Here is a 19551-nt window from a genome sequence, read left to right as displayed (position 1 = left end):
AGATGACTGCAATAGATAAATTGATTCAGACAGCCGATAATGAAGTCGGCTATTTGGAGAAGTCAAGTAATTCACAGCTTGATGATAAAACAGCGAATGCCGGTATGAACAATTATACTAAGTATTGGCGTGATATAAAAAACGAATATCAAGGACAGCCGTGGTGTGCGGTGTTTGTTACATGGTGCTTTACCAAGGTTTTCGGAGTGGATAAGGCACATCAATTATTGAAGCATTATCCGTATGTATATTGTCCGACAATGTCGGGACTTTTTAAATTGTACGCAAATCCGAAAAGGGGCGATATTGTTATATTTAATCATAATGGGGTATTTACGCATACGGGAATTGTAACCGGCGTGGACGGTGATTATTTCACTACTGTTGAGGGAAATACGTCAGCCGGAAGTGCGGTTGTTGCAAACGGCGGCGGTGTCTGCAGAAAAGGATATTATATAAGTAATCTTGCGGGAACAAAGTTCTGCAGACCGGATTATGAAACGGCAGAAAGCGAGGAAGAAATTATGAGTAAGGAATATACGGAGTTGAAAGCAGAAATCGCAAAATTACAGGCTGATGTGAATAAACTGAACAGCAAAATGATTTACAATTATGTTGATGACAATATGCCTGAATGGGCAAGACCTACCGTTCAGAAAATGATGGATAAGGGATTTCTTAAAGGTGACGAAAACGGCTGTCTGAGCTTGACCGATGAACTTCTGAGAGTCTTTGTTATAAATGACAGAGCAGGAGTATATGAAAACAGATGGGATGGTAAAAGTGAATAGTTGAGTTTATGCCCGTTAGAGATTGATTTTCTTAACGGGCATTATTTTTATTATTTGAGAACCACAATATATAAATAACAGAGGTGATTGCAATGAATGAAGAGAAAAATGTACCTATAACACTCGGAGAAAAATATATGCTTACCATAAGAGAAGCAAGTATATATTTCAATATCGGAGTCAAAAAAATCCGCAGACTGGCGGAAGATAATCTCGGAGTATTCTCTATTTACAGTGGCAACAGATATTTAATAATACGTCCTAAATTTGAGGAACATCTCTGCCGAATTTCTACGATATAAATTGATTTTATTTGCCGTAAGTAGTTGACTTTATGAGATTTTAGAGTGATATATAGTGCAAGCTTAATAAAGCTTATAATCAAACTAAAAGTGAAAATTAAAGAACAGAAAGGAAGAAATTTTATGCAGAGAGCAACAGCAGAGAAAAAGGATTTATTAAATCTGTCAGAAACGATTGAATATTTCAACCTCAGCCAAAGAAAGTTTCATTCTCTTATCAGAGAAAAAACTGTTCATGATTTTATCGTTTTCTATGGCAGTCGAAGATTGATTATCAGAACGGCATTTGAGAGGTATATCTTAAAACATCCGGAACTTAGGAGGTGCAGATAATGGGGATCAGAGGAAGAATAAGACGCGATTCAAAACATAGAGTTTTGAGAGCGGGAGAGTCAATGAGAGCAGACGGAAAATATCAGTTTAAGTATCATATAGCAGGCAAACCGCATTTTGTGTACAGTTGGAAACTTGAACCTACGGACAAATTACCTGCAGGAAAGAAACCGTGTCTTTCACTGAGGGAACTTGAAAAGCAGATAGGATACGACTTGGAATCGCAGTTAGATCCGATGAAAAGAAATATAACAGTGAACGAACTTGTAGAGCGATACCTATCCACAAAAACAGGAGCAAAACACAGTACAGTTGCAAACTATAACTTTGTAAAGAATATCTTGAAAAAAGAGGAATTTAGCGAGGCGAAAATAGCAGACGTTAAAACATCGGATGCAAAACTTTTCCTTATTAAAATGCAGAGTGACGGCAAAGGTTACAGTACAGTCAAGTCGGTACGCGGAGTTCTAAGACCTGCATTTCAGATGGCTGTTGATGATGATATTTTAAATAAGAATCCATTTGAATTTCAGCTTGCCGGAGTTGTGGTGAATGATTCACATACGCGAACTGCAATAACAAGAGAGCAAATGCGACAGTTTTTGAAATTCGTGCATGATGATAACTGCTATTGTAAGTATTATGAGGTGGTTTATATCCTATTCCATACAGGAATGAGAATATCGGAATTCTGCGGTCTGACACTCAAAGATATTGATTTAAAGAACCGAATTGTAAATATTGACCATCAGCTTCAGAGAACCTCAGATATGCAATATGTAATTGAATCAACGAAAACCAATGCCGGAACAAGAAAACTTCCAATTACAGAGGAAGTGGCAAAGTGTTTTCAAGCCATTATCGAGGACAGAGAACCGCAGCAAAGAGAAAAAATGATTGACGGATATGCCGGATTTTTGTTTTATGATAAAGATAACAATCCATTAGTAGCAATGCACTGGGAACACCGATTTAATCACATGGTAAAAAGATACAATGACATTTATCGAATACAAATGCCGAACATCACACCGCATATTTGCAGACATACATACTGCTCGAATATGGCAAAATCAGGTATGAATCCGAAAACACTGCAATACCTTATGGGACATTCCGAAATAGGAGTTACACTCAACACCTATACGCATCTCGGACTTGAAGATGCCGAGAATGAGCTAAAACGCATGGAGGACTTGAATAATGCAAGAAATGAACTTGATAAGAATACAGGAAGAAAATCGGTAACTCAGAAGATGTTTAGGGTTATATGATAATGATGCATAGACGGCACTTAGGCTACGGCTTGGGTGCTGTTTTTCGTTTTTTTGTTATATTTTGTCGGTATTGTGAATTGATATGATGAGTGGGATGTGGTATAATGTATAAAAAGAGTGCTATAAAGCAATCAGAATTATATATTCTGTCACTTGGAGAAAGTATAATATGAGGAGGTTAAAATTGTATGAGTGAATTGCAGATATTAACTTCACAGAGAGATGAAATTCTTCTGAAGATTAGAGAAATTGAGGCATCTTGTGAAGGAATAGAAAATGAGAATAATGCAAAGAGAGTACAGGAATTAAATTTGGAACAGGCACAATATTCGGCACAAAGACAAGAACTATCTGCTAAATTAGCCGGTTTGGATGGAAAGTTATCAAGTATAAATGCAGAGATATTAAAATTGTCAGGGACCGGAATTGATAGAATATTAGAGGCTATCAAGAATCAGCGGTGGTAGACCAATACCATTATAATCAACACGCATATAACGAATTCGGTAAGTCAGTCGGTAAATCAATGGCAGAATGGGTTTCAAAAAAATAGAGTCAATTTCAAGTATTGTGTAAACCTTCATTATGGTGTAGAATAGAAATACACTAAATGGAGGTTTTTAATTATGCCACGAAGAAAAAGAACACCGGAAGAAATTGCACGAAAAGAACGCACAAAAGCACTTATGAAAGAATTGAACATCAAAGATATGGACGATATTCAAGATTTGTTCAAATCTTTTGTTGCGGCTGCCTTAGAGGGCGGTCTTGAAGCAGAGCTTGACGAAGAATTAGGCTATTCCAAGTACGATTATCGCAACAAAGAAACCAATAACAGTCGCAATGGTTACAGTAAAAAGACCATGAAAACCAGTTTTGGAGACATGGATATAGATATTCCACGAGACCGCAATGGTGATTTTGAACCTAAGCTTATTCAAAAACATCAAACAACATTGTCGGGAGATATTGAAGAAAAAATCATATCAATGTACGCCAAAGGAATGACAGAAAATGATATAGCAGCACACATTGAAGAAATATATGGACTTGATGTGTCTGACAGTACCATAAGCCGTGTTACAGATAAAATTTTGCCAATAGCTAAGGAATGGCAATCACGTCCTTTGGAAGAAGTATATGCAGTTGTATTTATGGATGCAATACATTATCATGTGCGATACGAAGGACGTATAGTAAAAAAGGCTGTATACATAGCAATAGGTATAAATTTAGATGGCAGAAAAGATGTTCTTGGCATGTGGGTTGGTGAAAACGAGAGTGCAAAATTCTGGCTTTCTGTCTTAAACGGATTAAAAAATCGAGGAGTAAATGATATTTTAATTGCTTGTATTGACGGACTAAGCGGATTTACCAATGCGATTGAAGCAGTCTTTCCGCAAACAGAAATACAGCAATGCATAATCCATCAAATCCGTAATACAACAAAATATGTGTCATACAAAGATATTAAAGCACTTATGGCAGATTTAAAGCGTGTTTATGCAGCGATAGATGAGGATACCGCATTACAAGAATTAGACCGATTTGATGAAATATGGGGAGGAAAATACCCAAAAATCGCTGATAACTGGCGAGATAAATGGGTTCATTTATCCACATATTTCAAGTATCCCCAAGCAGTGCGTACACTTATCTACACAACCAATACGATAGAAGGATTCAATCGTCAACTTAGAAAAGTGACTAAAAACAAGGGGGTTTTTCCTACAGATGATAGCTTGTTTAAGATGCTGTACCTTGCAATGATGGACATCACGAAAAAATGGACAGGTCGACGTCGTGATTGGGGCGAGATTCATTCTCAGTTGGAGATATTCTTCGCTGATAGAATCAGCTATTGACAAGTGCTGATTTTTCTGATAATGTAAAAGCGGACGGAATTTAATTCCGTCCACTTAAATAAATTTTTCTGCACTATTTTGTATTTACACAAAACTTGAAGAATACTCAAAAAATAAGATATAGACCCGAACAACCACCCGTGATGTGCGGGTGGTTTTTTTTATATATTTCAAAAATCATTAGTCGGGATTATAATACGCATTTATATATTCCTTTGGTGTCATACCGACATTCTTTTTAAAGGTACGGAAAAAATGTTCATAGCTTGAATATCCTGTTGCTGTCTGCGCTTCCGCAACTGTAAATCCCTCACGAAAAAGTTGTTTTGCCTTTGTCATTCTCTGTAAAATAATATAATTGCTTATTTGCGTATTCGTATGCTTTTTGAAAATTCGTGATATATGATTAGGTGTTAAATAAAACTTTTCTGCAATATCTGTAAGATGAATATTCTCAACAAGGTGCGCGTTTATATACTTGATAATCTGATTTACTGTTTGCTGCGTTCCTGTAACTCTCTTTTCCGCCTCGTCATTTTCGGCGTGCGTATAAATTAGTCCGTCTATTATTTGCAGAATATCAAAAAATATTGATATTTCCGAAAAGGTATCGTTGTTTTTACAGGCGATAAAATCCTGCATACGGTTAAGCAATAATGCTTTTTGCTTAACATCAAGAGTAATAACGATAGGATTTTTTGTATCGGTAAAATAGCTGTACCGCTTATTATCCGCTATAAAATTTTCAAGCCATTCCGTACTGATAGTTATAATATAGCGTTCATACTCACGGTCAGGAAGTTGTGTGAACTGATGAATGCAATATGACGGTATTATAAGCAGCGAATTTTCTTTGAGCGGCATTACATTATCACCGAGCAGTATATTTGACAGTGGTGTCAAATTTATATACAATTCAATCGCATTATGCGTATGCGGCGGCATTTGAATTGTAGGAATTTCATTCCTGTATATCACCTCAAATTTATTTTCAAACGAAGAATATCGGATAGTTTTATTCATACGTTCACCCCCTGCTTTTAGTATATCATATTGCGGAAATCAACGCAATATAAAGATGCGTGAATTTATCATAAAACAGGCACTATTTTGACATATACAAAAGCAAGGTGATATTGTATAATAAAATTAACAATAAATTTAAGGAGGCACACCTATGAAATCAAAAGTTTTCAAACGTATTTTGTCCGCAATATTATCTATACAGATGATATGCGCATTTACTCCGGCTATTGCCTTAAATGCAAACGCGGAAGAATTGCAGATGTATCTGAACGAAAATTTTACTTCGGAAAATAACAAGTGGACGGGCAAGACAGGAAATATGGAAATCTTACCCGATGAGGAAATTCCGTATATGCGTTATATTGCGGCAGATACGGAACAAAAAGTAACGCGAAAGGTTGATACGACACTTCCCGGTGGCAGTGTATATGTCGCAGAATTTGACGTAAGATTTGCAGACGCAAATTCGGGTGTTGTAGAATTATACGGCGGCTCGCAGCTTGGCCCTACTGTCATTTTTGACGGAGAGAAAATAAAAACCAAATATGGTAATCCGTCAAGCTACGATACTATGTATCAGGGTGCGGAAGCGAATAAATGGTATAATGTGAAATTTCTTGCAAACGGAACAACAAGTATGGTCGGCTATACTAAGGCGGCAGGTACAGACGAGGAAGCACAAGCGACAAAATCAGAAAAAGTAATCAGAAATTTAAAGAATACAATATTTTCAAAATTTAATGTTACAAACAAAGTAAACGGCGAAAGCGATATACGCTCCGGCGCGGTTGACGTCAGAAATATGAAAGTATATAAACCTGCGCCGACGGAGGTTACTATCGGAGTAACAGACGATATAAGCAAGGTTTCTATTCCCGCCGAGGGAACAACAAAAACAGTAAACTATCTTGTCGCAGCGGCTTCGTTTAACGGCGTTGATTTATCAAGCTATGAACCGCTGTCAAAAGAATTGGTAAAGTTTGAGCTTTATAATTCAAATGATACAGAAAGCTTGCAGGAGAATTTACCGACAGGCGTAGCGTTAAATCCCGCGACAGGCGTTTTAACTGTAAGTTCCGACGCGAAAGCAGCTGAATACAATGTCAGACTTTTAAGCTATGACGGCGCGGTATATGACAGCAAAAAAATAACCATAGCACAGGCAGGCTCGGCGACTTCTGTAAGTCTGGTAAATCCGGCGGAAAAGCTTCCGATACCAAATAAAGGCACTGTCAACACAGAATTTTTCGCACAGTGCTATGACAAGGCAGGCAGCGAAGCATATAATATACCGCTTAAATGGTCGCTTTTAAATGTAGACGGTACAGAATTAAACGACAGCGGAATAAGCATAAACGAAAGCACAGGTGTTATTTCTTCAACTTCATCAGCAGCGGCAAGCTCTTTTAAGGTAAAGGTTGAATTAGCAGATAATCCGAATGTTTACGAAATTTCAGAAGAAATAGAAACATATAAAATGACTGCTTCTAAAATAGATATAATCGGAGCGGATATGTTACAAACCGCGTCGCAGGTAAGTGAAACCTATACAATAAAAATATTCGACCAATACGGAGTGGAAATGCCGTCAGAGGAATTAAGCGGCTGGAACGCTGAAAATATGACAGACGGTATCACCTTTGAAAACGGAGTGCTGACAGCCGCAGCAAACAGCGACAGCGACGTTATAATTAAGGCAACATCAGGCGATATAACCGCAAGCAAGACGGTAAGAGTATATAAGCCTGTATTATCAGAAATCGCCGTAGACGGTGATATGTCAATAGAAATACCGAAAAGCGGTGAAAAGAGCTTTACATATACCGCAAAGGCATACGACCAAAAGGGCGTTGAGATTAAAGATACTGACTTTTCTTGGAGTATGGAAGCATATGACAATAACGGCATAACCTTTGACAGCGCAAAGGCTATGATTACAGCAGACGGCGCAGCAACAGAACAGACCATAACGGTTACCGCTTCAACTGCTGATATAAACGGCAGCTTAAAGGTTGTAGTTACAAAAAATCCGTTTACATACAAGCCTGTTGACGGCGGCTTTGAAATTGATAACGGAAACAAAAATTATACGCGTCCTATATATGCGGCGCATACAAACGATGATGGCGAAACCTCGTTCAGATATATCTATTATCTCGGCGACAGACCGAAATTGGTATTGTCAAACGCAGGTACAGGCACAAGTTTTTTCCGTTTCGCTCATATGTTTCTTGGAATAAAGGACGGAAAATGGCTTGATGAAATGAGCAACATAACTGCAAGATATGTAAACGGACACGAGGAATATGTCATAAAAGACAGTTCCTTTGAGGGTGAAATAAAGCTGACATATACACGCTCGGACAAAATCGACGCTATGCTTGTAAAAGCGGAGCTTCCCGACAGTGTAAAGGATAAGCTGGTAGTTGCAGCGGCAGGCGGAAACCGAATAGACAGTAAACAGCCTACGGGTGGAAATTCAAGCGCACTTGAATTTAGTCCGTCTGATACAAATTCAACTGTTCCGACCTTTACTGATAATTCATTCAGTATCACAGGCTCATATGCTACAATAAGCGGCACATCAAATGTAAAAATGAATTATGCCGCAAAGGACTCGTCAATGTACAGTTCAGGAGTGGACGCGTTATTAACCTCAACAGCGGCAAATCAGCCAATGGTAGTAGGTACGACTGACGGTAATACCGAAAATACGGTGTATATGATGATTACGACAGATAGTCCGTCTGAAAACAAATATTTTAATGAGTATCAGACAAACGCAAGAGAAATATTTAACGATAGTATAAGCTATTTCAAAGGTGTTGCGGAAACTATAAAAATTGATACTCCCGACCCGTACATCAATTCAGCTATGCGCGCTCAGGTTATGGCAATGGATAACATATGGGATAATCCTGTTATAACTCACGGGGCAATCGGCTGGCATAACGGACAAGGCGGTTGGCGCGGCGGCTATTGCTTTGTAAACGCAGGCTGGAGCGACAGAATAAAAACTAATATTCAAAATTATATTGCAAGACAGGAGAAAGATACAGGAAGAATATGGGCATATCCATCTCACGACGGACGTTATAATATGAGCCTTGTAATGGTAGACATTATAATGCAGTATTGGGATTGGACGGGAGATGACGCGTTCTTTTCAGACGAGGGCGGATATGACTTTATCGCCGGACACCTGAAATTTATGGACGATTATATGCAGGTTCCCGGAACAAATTTATATGAAAATTGGCTTGATGCTTGGAATACCGATAATAAATGGAATAACGGCGGCGCAGGCTCAATAGCAACCGCATATACTTGGAGAGCGTATAATACAATGGCAAAAATCGCGTCAAAGCTCGGTAAGACAGATGACGCGGCAGCATATCAGACAAAGGCTGATTTAATCAAAAAGGAAATGAACGAGCAGCTTTGGAACGCTGACACAGGCGTATTCGGCGAGGTAAAGGAACGCTTTGGATACGGCAGACTTAACGCCGCGCCTGATTTATCTTCAATATATACTCCTGTTGATATGGGTATTGCGACTGATGAGCAGGTATATCAAATGATGAGATTTACCGATTACGCTGTTCCGAGTGTTGCAAACTTAGATAAAATTTGGGATAATATAGATTTTAAGTATTCTTCAAATAGACTTCCCGAATATTATTCAAGCGACGGATTGTATGTTGAGGAGGTTATGAATAATGCCCTTGCATATTTTGAAAACGGTCAGCGCGAAATGGGAATGAAACAGTTTAGAGCTTGTATTGTTCCCCTTATGAAAGGAAGCTCGGCAGGTCAGGGAACTGTTCAGCATATCGTAAAGTCTGATTTATCAAATAACGGTCATATTGACTTTGCAGACTGTACATCTCAATATGCGAGAACAGCGGCAGAGGGTATATTTGGAATAAAAGTAAATGTTCCGGGCTCAAAAGCTGATATAAAGCCCGGCTTCCCCGCAGATTGGAAATATGCGTCTATAAAAATGGACGCTGTAAGCTATGACTATACATACGAAAATAACACAGATAAATTTAGTGTAACATCAAAAGAAAATTTAAGCTATGAAATGCACATTCCGACAAGAAGCTCGAAAATTACAAGCGTTAAGGTAAACGGCACGGAGGTAACAGACTACACTGTCGATAATTTTGTGAATGTAAAAACTCCTGTCGGCAACAGCGCGGTTGTCGAGGTAACATACGCAAATGACGAAATCGCAAAAGTAGAAACGGAAGCTGTCGGCGGTAAAAATGCTGATTATACTGTTAAATCAAACGGCAAAATTACAGCCATTTCAGACCCGCAGAGCTTAATTGTAAATACAGATGGTATCGGCACAGATACAATAACAGTAAACTTGGGCGAAAAGTCAGGACACCATACATTCTTTGTTACGGTAGAGAAAAACGATATGACAGCAGTATTGCCTGTTGACCTTGAAATTAAGGACGCGGTTGAATTAACCGATATGGAAATAGTTACAGGCGCAAATGCAGGAATAAAAGTAAAGCTCACAAATAACACTGAAAAACAGCTTACATTAAACGCTGTATTGTCAACCGTAAGCGGAAAAGTTACAGAAGAAAATATAACAATAGCTGCAAAAGGCGCAAGCAATGAAATTCTTGTACCGATTGAAAATGAAACCGATTTAACACCCGGCAATAATAAGGTTACAGTAGTTTTAAGCGGAGATATAGACAATACAATTTACGGCGAAATTACCGCTTGGGATTTAAAGGATACCGTAACAAATACTGCGGAGCAGTATCAGACAATATCGCTTGACGGCGTTGTAAATCAGGATTTGAGAACACTTCACCAAAATACATATGACCTCACTTATGAGGGCAACGAGCATTACAGACTTGAAAGGTTTTATTGGTCGTCTGACGCGGAAAGAACAGTTCTTCCGAATGGACGCGCTTGGTGGGAGCCGGGCAGGGGCGCGAACGGTGTTCCGAGCAGTCTTAATTTACCGTCAAGCGGCGGTGAATATACAACTAATATAGGTGTTCCGTTTAAAATTTCATCATCAGAGGGAAACAACGCGGCGTTTGTATCGCTGTATAATCAATTCCCAGACAAAATGAATATTCCCGTTAATGCAGACGGCTCAAAGATTTACTTTATGTTAAGCGTATCTACAAACAATATGCAGAGCAGAATTGAAAACGCGAGAATTACAGTCAATATGAAAGACGGAACAAAGGAGATACTTCCGCTTACAAACCCTGATAATATTGACGATTGGCTCAATTATCAGCAATCAAAACCGTATGCGGAAACGGGATATGTACAAATGCTTGGCGACAAGGCACATTCAAATATTCTCGCTCTTGACTTTGGCAAGGTTAATCAAATAGAAAGCGTTGACTTTGAATGTCTTTCAAGCGAGGTCTTAGCAGGTCTGTTAGGAATAACAGTTGTAAAGGGAGAATTTGAAGAACCGTTCTTGGTTGGTGAGATAGAATTTGACAAAACAGAATTAACCGCAGGAGAAACAGTTACGGCAACTTCTGCTATAAAAAATAACGGTGAAACGGATATACCCGTAAATATGATGATTGCATTGTATGATGAAAACGGAACTTTAAAGGAATTGAAAACCGAAAAGCATACAGTAACGGCTAATAGTGCCAACGAATATAACATTACATATTCAAATTCAGCGATTGAAAGCGGAGATTATATTAAAGCGTTCTTATGGAACAGTTTAGAGAATATGAAGCCGCTTACAGAAGCAAAGATTTTGCGTTAACTCTCTCTCTATATATATTTTATAAATGCCAATTCGGAATATTTCGGATTGGCATTTATAGTATAAGACTTCAAGGAGGATAATATGAAACTGATAAATAAAAACATAAATGTAATTACAATGAAATACCCCTCGTCGTGGCATAAAGCCTTGTGGCGCGAGGGTTTGGTGAGCGGTAACGGAAAAATAGGCGCAAATGTGTACGGCGGCACAAAACGCGAAAGTGTGCTTATAAATCACAGTGCTTTATGGACGGGTACGGAATGTAATCCTCTCCCTGATATAAGCAAAAGTCTGACAAAGACACGTCAAGCAATGGATAACAGAGATTTCAATACGGCAAATTGGATTTTAACAAATGCGCTTACAGAAAGCGGATATAACAATGAGCGCGGTTATCCGCTGCCACTTGCAGAACTTAATATGTCTTTTACAGGCTTTACAGGATTTTCTGATTATCTTCGCGCTGTCAATATGGAAACAGGCGAAGTAAGCTCACAATTTCGTGAAAAAGATGTGTGGGTAAAAAAAGATTTATTCGTATCACGAAAAGACGATATGATACTTCTTAGAATACAGGCAGATAAGCCTTTCTTGGACGCTGTATTTTCATTAGATGTTCCAACAGCTACCGACAGCTCCGACAAAACATATCAATATGTAAAGGAACATAGCCGTACTGAAATAGACAGTAATATTATCATTTATAAATCGCTTAATACCAATAAAAAACCATACGGTGCGGCGGTAAAAATCGAAAGTGCTGACGGTGATATTAAAAACATTGAAAATCGTATCAATGTAAATTGTGCGTCTGATATTCTTATTAAAATAAAGGTGTTTGTAAATGGCTGTCCTGATAAAGACAAGTTGAAATTTGAGAATAACAGCTATGAATATTATCTAAACCGTCATATTTCGCTTCACAGTGCCTTGTATCATAGTGCGGAGCTTAACTTGTTTGAGAACAATGATTTATCGAATGAGGAACTTATGTTAAAAGCGTATAGCGGCAAATCTCCGAATGAGCTTATCGAAAAACTATGGCGGTACGGGCGGTATTTGTTTATATCGGGAAGTTCTAAGGACGGATTTCCGTTTTCTATGTACGGATTATGGTGCGGAGATTATAAAGCTGTATGGAGTCATAATATGGCAAATGAAAATATACAGATGATGTATTGGCACGCTAATATCGGCAATCTGGAGGAGCTTAACAAAGCATTATTAGAGTATTATATAAGCAGACTTGACAGCTTTGAGGAGTGCGCTAAAAAACTTTACGGCTGTAATGGTATATTTATTCCAGCAGGAACAACGCCGAATATGCCGCTTCCGTGTCAGCTTGTGCCTGTAATTATGAATTGGACGGGCGCAGCGGGTTGGCTGGCGCAGCATTATTATAAATATTATTCCTATACGGGAGATACCGAATATCTGCATAGTGTTGTTTTACCGTTTATGAAAGCGGCGGCGGATTTTTACGAGGATTTTATTGTGTTTGACAAAAACGGACATATAAAAATATATCCGAGTGTTTCGCCCGAAAATACACCTCTTAATTTTATTCCAAAAGACAACGCAGATATGGCGCACCCTATGACAAGCGCGGTTAATTCCACTATGGATTTTGCGATAATCAAGGAATTGTTTACAAATTTAATTGAGCTATGCGTTGAGCATAATATATACGACGAAAAAATTAAAATATGGGAAAACATCGTAAATTCCATTCCCGAATATGGTGTAAATAAAGACGGAGCCGTTAAAGAATGGCAGAACGATAATTTTGAGGACAGATATTATCACAGGCATTTATCGCATATATATCCTGTTTTTCCGGGTGATGAAATAACAACAAATGATGATATTATATCAGCATTTGAAAAAGCGGTTGATTTAAGAGATATGGGAGCGCAAACAGGTTGGTCGCAGGCACATATGGCGTCAATATATGCAAGATTTAATCGCGGTAATGACGCAATGGACTGCTTAAATAGTCTCGTAAGAAGCTGTATGCAGACTAATTTTTTCACGCTGCATAATGATTGGCGGCGAATGGATTTGTCTTTGGAAATGGACTCTGCCGCTCCTATTCAGCTTGACGCAAGTATGGGATATGTAAACGCAGTGCAGGAAATGATTTTGTATTCCTCAAAGAAATTGATAAAACTTCTTCCGGCTCTAAGCGATGATATGCAGCACGGAAAAATTACAGGCTGGAGATTTGAGGGCGGCACTATTGATATGGAATGGAATATACCTCAAAATGAGTTTAAAGCAGAATTAACAGCAAGCAAAACATTTAATATAATAATCGAACTGCCTCCATTTTGCGCGAATAATATGATTTGTAACAACAAAAATATTATCTCACAAAACGGTAGAACGGCTGAAATTGATTTTATAAAAGGTGATAAATTGATTTTATCGAATAAATATTTTTAAAATTAAAGTAATAACATCTATCTATAAGAAAGGAAACAAAAAAATGAAACACGGAAATGTTATTGTAGGTCAGTCAGGCGGACCAACAGCTGTTATCAATTCAAGTCTTGCAGGGGTATTTAAAACTGCCCGCGACAGGGGCGCAAATAAAGTATTCGGTATGCAGAACGGAATTGCGGGATTTCTTGAAGGACGATATGTAGATTTGTCGGAGCATATTCAGACAGATTTGCATATTGAATTACTTAAAAGAACTCCGTCGGCATATCTCGGCTCTTGCCGATACAAACTCCCTGAAATAGAAGAAAATGAGGAAATATACATAAAAATCTTTAAAATGCTAAATGACCTTGAAATTGAACATTTTTTCTACATCGGCGGAAACGACTCAATGGATACCATTAAAAAACTATCTCATTACGGAGAAAAAATAAACAGCAGCATAAGATTTATGGGTGTACCAAAAACTATTGATAATGACCTTGCCGAAACAGACCATACTCCCGGTTACGGAAGCGCGGCAAAATTTATCGCAACGGTTATGAAAGAAATAATCAAGGACGCAAATGTGTATGGAAATCAAAATATACATATTGTAGAGATTATGGGAAGAAACGCAGGCTGGCTTACAGCTTCGGCTGCACTTAGCAAGGGAGAGGATTGTATCGGTCCTGATTTGATATATCTGCCTGAAAAAGTATTTGATGTTGACAGTTTCCTTTCAAGCATAGAAAATTTAAGAAAAAATAAAAAGTCGATAGTTGTTGCGGTTTCTGAGGGTATAAAGTTAAAGGACGGTAGATATGTCTGCGAGCTTATATCAAGTCAATCACAATTTAAAGACTCTTTCGGACACGTCGCATTAGGCGGTACGGCACAATTCCTGTCAAATACAATAACACAAGAATTTGGCTGCAAATCGCGCGCGATAGATTTGAATATTCTCCAACGCTGCGGCTCTCATATGGTTTCAAGAGTAGATATAACAGAAGCCTTTGTTGCAGGCGGACACGCGGTTGAAGCTTCGTTCAGAGGTGAAACGGGCAAAATGATTATATTTAACCGTGTTACAAACAATCCGTATCAGTGTACCACTCAGCCATTTGATATTAACAAAATCGCAAACATTGAGAAAAAAGTACCTTTGGAATGGATAACTGATAACGGTACATATGTGTCGCCTGAATTTTTGTCATACGCGCGTCCACTGATACAAGCCGAATTGTCGCCTATTATGGTAGACGGTCTGCCGAGTCATTTATATAATTGATTAGTTTGATAATGGTAAATACTCACAAATAATTTACTAATGTACAGGAGATATGAATAGAATAAAAAACAAGAAACCTGTTTACAGGTCTGATGAAAAACTTTATTTATCAAAAAAATAGAATACCCTATCACAAGGGATCAGATGAGAAAATTTCTAAAGTTCGTTCACGATGATAATGTGTATTGCAAATACTATGAAGTGGTTTATATCCTTTTTCACACCGGAATGCGTATTTCGGAGTTCTGTGGGTTGACATTAAGTGACATTGATTTGAAAAACCGTATCATCAACATTGATCATCAAATTCAGCGAATGCCGGATATGAGACTTGTCATTGAATCCACCAAAACCAATGCCGGAACGAGAAAGCTGCCGATGACGGAAGATGTAGCTCGTTGTTTTCAAGCTATTATCGATGATAGACCGAAACCTAAATTTGAGAAAATGATTGATGGTTACACAGGATTTTTATTCTTAGACGATAACGGAAATCCATTAGTGGCAATGCACTGGGAACATCGATTTAATCACATGGTAAAAAGATACAATGACATATACCGAATACAAATGCCCAACATCACACCGCATATTTGCAGGCACACATATTGCTCAAACATGGCGAAGTCGGGAATGAATCCAAAAACACTGCAATACCTTATGGGACATTCCGAAATAGGAGTTACACTCAACACCTATACGCATCTCAGACTTGAGGATGCAACAGATGAACTTAAGCGTGTGGAGGACTTGGAGAACGCAAGGAAGGAGCTTGATAAAACCTCCGGCAGAAAAACGGTAACGCAGAAGATGTTCAGAGTGGTATGATGAATATACACTGCATAGACGGCACTCAGGCTATGGCTTGGGTGCTGTTTTTCGTTTTTTTGTTATATTTTGTCGGTATTGTGAATTGATATGATGAGTGGGATGTGGTATAATTATTATATGTATACACACAAAATAATAGAAGTACTGATAACAAAAGTTGCCTAATGAAGATATTATGACAGTATAGTGTTTTTTGGTTTAATAATGAATACATTCTTTAATATATTCAGGATATGTTTCAAGAATTAGGTAAAAATTTGGAGGGAATATGTCTATAAATATTGGTAACAACAATAAAATAAAGAATTCAAATATCATAGAAAAATTAGAAGTAAAAGAATCTCCAACTATAAAGAAAACTTTTTATGAAAAACATCCTGTTATATGTGGATTTTTAATATCTTTAATAGCAGGTATTGTTCTTCTGTTTTCATTTTGGAGTAAAATAATATGTTTTATAGAGGGGGCGTTTTAATGCCTAAAAGCAAAATAATCAAAGAGTTAGCCAATGGAACTGTAGATACACTCACTGCTTTGAAGAGAACTAAAGTGTTATTATCAGAATTCGAAAACGAAGAGTTAAACACGTGGATTAATTATGAAATTACAGGTTATTCTGAAAAATCGACAATACCAGATTACAGAATTGTTCAAGGGCAACTTGTGGGGTCATATTTTAAAGGTTCTATGGTATCTCATATGAAATGGAATAATGTCTCCATACCACTTGGGAAGATGCCAGAGGAACTTAAGGATGATTTATTAACGGTATATTTCAAAGAAGGGGTTGAAGCCTTGAGTCAGCTTGCGAAAAAATGTAATTCTTCGGATGGCAATATTGGTAAAACTGTTAATGCTGATTTTTTTCCTATAATAGCACATTATAATAATGACCCGTATATGATAATTACATCCGCAAGAGTTGAAATAGGTAATCATTGTATACATAATATATTTTCTATCATTGAGAATAAATTACTTGACATTTTAATTCTTTTAGAAAAAGAGTTCGGTGTTTTGGATGATTTAGACATTGATGTAGATTCAAAATCGGCTGATGAGAATGAAAGAATAGTTAATCAATTACAACTAATAATATTTAATGATAATAGAGTAAATATTGGAGACGGAAATAAGATAAAGGATTCTAATATTGCATCTAGCATAGAAAATTGAAATCCCACAGTAGTAACCACCCCCAATTCCTACTACGTTTTTACTACGATTGACGGCATCAATTTGCCGTATTTTGCCCCGTTTCGGATTTTGGTGACAGAGTTCAGGGCAAAATAACCGCTCTGCTACACTCGGCAAATCGGGGCAAATCAGGGCAAAACTTAGCATTTTAGGAGGCACTTGAAAAATGATAAAGATACTATTTGTCTGCCACGGCAATATATGCAGGTCGCCGATGGCGGAGTTTGTGATGAAAGATTTAGTTAAAAAGGCAGGGCTTAGTGATGAGTTTTACGTAGCGTCTGCGGCGACGAGTACAGAGGAAATCGGGAACGGTGTACATTATGGTACGCGCAAAAAGCTTGCGGAATTCGGTATTTCCGTTGACGGAAAATATGCGGTTCAATTAAAAAAATCCGACTATGCCAAATATGACTACATTATCGGTATGGACAGTTACAATTTACGCAATATGAAACGTATGTTACCGAATGATACCGAAAACAAAATACACCTTTTACTTGATTGGTCCGACAATCCGAGAGATATTGCGGATCCATGGTACACAGGTGATTTTGATGTGACATACAATGATGTACTTGAAGGTTACACTGCTTTACTCAAGGAAATAAAAAAAGAGCTTTAAAGCTCTTTTTTTATACCAAACACCTCAAAAATATTATACATTAAAATATAAAAAAATACAATTTATTTGTTACTAAAGCCGAAATCGGTGGTATAAATAAAATAGAAAGGAAGTGAGTTAGTATGAAAATCACATTTTTAGGTGCGGCACACGAAGTTACGGGCAGTTGTACGCTAATAGAAACGAACGGAAAAAATATTCTTGTTGACTGCGGAATGGAACAAGGTGCTGATATATTTGAAAATCAAGAAATCCCCGTAAATCCAAATGATATTGAATGTGTATTGCTTACTCATGCACATATTGACCATTCGGGTAATTTGCCGTTACTTTACAAAAACGGTTTTCGCGGTAAAATTTACGCGACGAATGAAACATCCGATTTATGCGAAATAATGTTGCCGGACAGTGCGCATATTCAAGAAACTGAGGCGAAATGGCGAAACAGAAAAGCAAAGCGTGCCGGCAGGGAAGAATATGTTCCGATTTATGATATGGACGATACTATCGGTGTGCTTCAGCAATTCCGTCCGTGTAATTATGATGAGAAAATAAGAATTTTGGAAAATGTCGAAATAAGATTTCACGATATAGGTCACTTGCTCGGCTCGTCTTGTATAGAAATTTGGATAACAGAAAGCGGTATTACAAAGAAAACAGTTTTCAGCGGTGACGTGGGAAATACAAATCAACCGATTATAAAAGACCCGACTCCGATTTATGATACGGACGATACCGATTATCTTGTTATAGAGTCCACCTATGGAAACAGATTTCATACGGAAGTACCTGATTATATAACATTGCTTGCGGGGGAATTTCAGAGAACATTTGACAGGGGCGGAAATGTTGTTATACCGTCATTTGCTGTAGGCAGAACGCAAGAACTTTTATACTATATACGTCAGATTAAAGAACAAAATCTTGTAAAAGGTTACGGTGATTTTTCTGTGTACGTGGACAGTCCTTTGGCGAATGAGGCTACCGCGATATTTTTACAGTGTGACGTAAAATGTCTGGACGAAGAAGCAAGAGCGTTGGTGGACAGCGGTATAAATCCGCTTACATTCAGCGGATTAAAACTTGCCGTTTCAACTGATGAGTCTGTTGCAATTAATTTTGACGAAAAGCCGAAAGTTATAATATCGTCAAGCGGTATGTGTGAGGCGGGAAGAATACGGCATCACTTAAAACACAATTTGTGGCGAAGAGAATGTTTGATTTTGTTTGTCGGCTATCAGGCAGAGGGAACGCTCGGCAGAATGTTGTGTGACGGTATTAAGAATGTAAAATTGTTTGGTGAGGATATAGAAGTAAATGCCGAAATTAAAATGCTTGACGGAATAAGCGGACATGCAGACAAGAACGGTCTTATAAAGTGGCTTAAAACATTTAAGAAAAAGCCTGAAATTGTTTTTGTTAATCATGGCGAGGAAAAGTCTTGCGATGAATTTACCGATTGTATCAGAAATGAATACGGCTATAATTCTGTTGCACCGTACAGCGGTACTTGTTACGATTTGCTGACAGGTGAAGTGGTTGTACAGACGTACGGCATACGCGTGCAGAAAAAGAAAACTACAAAACGTGCTGCGACTGTATTCGGCAGACTTATTGCCGCGGCGGAAAGATTGCTTGCAGTTGCAAGAAGTTGTGAGGGAATGGCCAATAAAGATTTGGCAAAGTTCGCAGACCAGATTGATATGTTGTCTGAAAAGTGGAAAAGATAGATAACCACCCCACAGTCGACTGCGTCGACAACTCCCCTCAATGGGAGCCATACAAAAAACCTTTCCTTGAGGAG

15 protein-coding genes are annotated in these 19551 nt (G+C 38.0%); 14 read left to right on the top strand and 1 reads right to left on the bottom strand.

Annotated features, from left to right (window positions below):
- The first annotated feature begins 2 nt into the window (after window positions 1–2).
- From ACSAMO_RS04415 to ACSAMO_RS04390, 6 genes are all read left to right on the top strand, one after another.
- A complete protein-coding gene (locus ACSAMO_RS04415; protein ID WP_499209930.1) occupies window positions 3–791 on the top strand; it encodes a CHAP domain-containing protein in 789 nt (262 codons plus the stop codon).
- A gap of 92 nt (window positions 792–883) precedes the next feature.
- Window positions 884–1093, top strand: coding sequence for an excisionase (locus ACSAMO_RS04410; protein WP_022229161.1), 210 nt, complete (start codon window positions 884–886; stop codon window positions 1091–1093).
- Between the two features lie 123 nt (window positions 1094–1216).
- Entirely contained in the window at window positions 1217–1426 is a 210-nt protein-coding gene (locus ACSAMO_RS04405) for an excisionase (protein ID WP_147513765.1), read from the top strand.
- Window positions 1426–2700 carry a site-specific integrase gene (locus ACSAMO_RS04400; RefSeq protein WP_499209929.1) on the top strand — a complete coding sequence of 425 codons (1275 nt, stop codon included), beginning with the start codon at window positions 1426–1428 and terminating at the stop codon, window positions 2698–2700. Before ACSAMO_RS04405 ends, ACSAMO_RS04400 begins: the two co-directional genes overlap by 1 nt.
- A gap of 191 nt (window positions 2701–2891) precedes the next feature.
- Window positions 2892–3170 carry a hypothetical protein gene (locus tag ACSAMO_RS04395; protein WP_499209928.1) on the top strand — a complete coding sequence of 93 codons (279 nt, stop codon included), beginning with the start codon at window positions 2892–2894 and terminating at the stop codon, window positions 3168–3170.
- A 159-nt stretch (window positions 3171–3329) separates the two neighbouring features.
- Entirely contained in the window at window positions 3330–4568 is a 1239-nt protein-coding gene (locus ACSAMO_RS04390) for an IS256 family transposase (RefSeq protein WP_499209267.1), read from the top strand.
- A gap of 180 nt (window positions 4569–4748) precedes the next feature.
- Here the strand turns inward: ACSAMO_RS04390 and ACSAMO_RS04385 are convergent, their stop codons facing one another.
- Window positions 4749–5591 carry an AraC family transcriptional regulator gene (locus tag ACSAMO_RS04385; protein WP_499209927.1) on the bottom strand — a complete coding sequence of 281 codons (843 nt, stop codon included), beginning with the start codon at window positions 5589–5591 and terminating at the stop codon, window positions 4749–4751.
- 154 nt (window positions 5592–5745) lie between these two features.
- Between ACSAMO_RS04385 and ACSAMO_RS04380 the strand changes: the two genes are divergently transcribed.
- The 8 genes from ACSAMO_RS04380 to ACSAMO_RS04345 all read left to right on the top strand — a co-directional run bounded on the left by ACSAMO_RS04380 (window position 5746) and on the right by ACSAMO_RS04345 (window position 19477).
- A complete protein-coding gene (locus ACSAMO_RS04380; protein WP_499209926.1) occupies window positions 5746–11376 on the top strand; it encodes an MGH1-like glycoside hydrolase domain-containing protein in 5631 nt (1876 codons plus the stop codon).
- An 84-nt stretch (window positions 11377–11460) separates the two neighbouring features.
- On the top strand, window positions 11461–13824 hold the full coding sequence (locus ACSAMO_RS04375; protein ID WP_499209925.1) for a glycosyl hydrolase family 95 catalytic domain-containing protein: 2364 nt from the start codon (window positions 11461–11463) through the stop codon (window positions 13822–13824).
- 43 nt (window positions 13825–13867) lie between these two features.
- Window positions 13868–15094 carry a 6-phosphofructokinase gene (locus ACSAMO_RS04370; RefSeq protein WP_499209924.1) on the top strand — a complete coding sequence of 409 codons (1227 nt, stop codon included), beginning with the start codon at window positions 13868–13870 and terminating at the stop codon, window positions 15092–15094.
- A 108-nt stretch (window positions 15095–15202) separates the two neighbouring features.
- Window positions 15203–15922, top strand: a complete 720-nt coding sequence (locus ACSAMO_RS04365; RefSeq protein WP_499210086.1) for a site-specific integrase — start codon at window positions 15203–15205, stop codon at window positions 15920–15922.
- Window positions 15923–16193: 271 nt separating this feature from the next.
- Entirely contained in the window at window positions 16194–16400 is a 207-nt protein-coding gene (locus ACSAMO_RS04360) for a hypothetical protein (protein ID WP_499209923.1), read from the top strand.
- On the top strand, window positions 16400–17101 hold the full coding sequence (locus ACSAMO_RS04355; RefSeq protein ID WP_499209922.1) for an AbiTii domain-containing protein: 702 nt from the start codon (window positions 16400–16402) through the stop codon (window positions 17099–17101). Before ACSAMO_RS04360 ends, ACSAMO_RS04355 begins: the two co-directional genes overlap by 1 nt.
- A gap of 187 nt (window positions 17102–17288) precedes the next feature.
- The gene (locus ACSAMO_RS04350; protein ID WP_499209921.1) at window positions 17289–17747 is read left to right on the top strand and encodes a low molecular weight protein-tyrosine-phosphatase; all 459 of its coding nucleotides are present in this window, start codon (window positions 17289–17291) and stop codon (window positions 17745–17747) included.
- A gap of 122 nt (window positions 17748–17869) precedes the next feature.
- Window positions 17870–19477: an MBL fold metallo-hydrolase RNA specificity domain-containing protein gene (locus ACSAMO_RS04345; protein ID WP_117968026.1), complete on the top strand. Its 1608-nt coding sequence runs from the start codon at window positions 17870–17872 to the stop codon at window positions 19475–19477.
- Window positions 19478–19551 lie beyond the last annotated feature (74 nt).

It is taken from the genome of Ructibacterium sp. SJQ-7 (assembly GCF_054696575.1).
The sequence above is the reverse complement of the archived record's forward strand: the minus strand, read 5'-3'. Positions and strand labels throughout refer to the sequence as shown.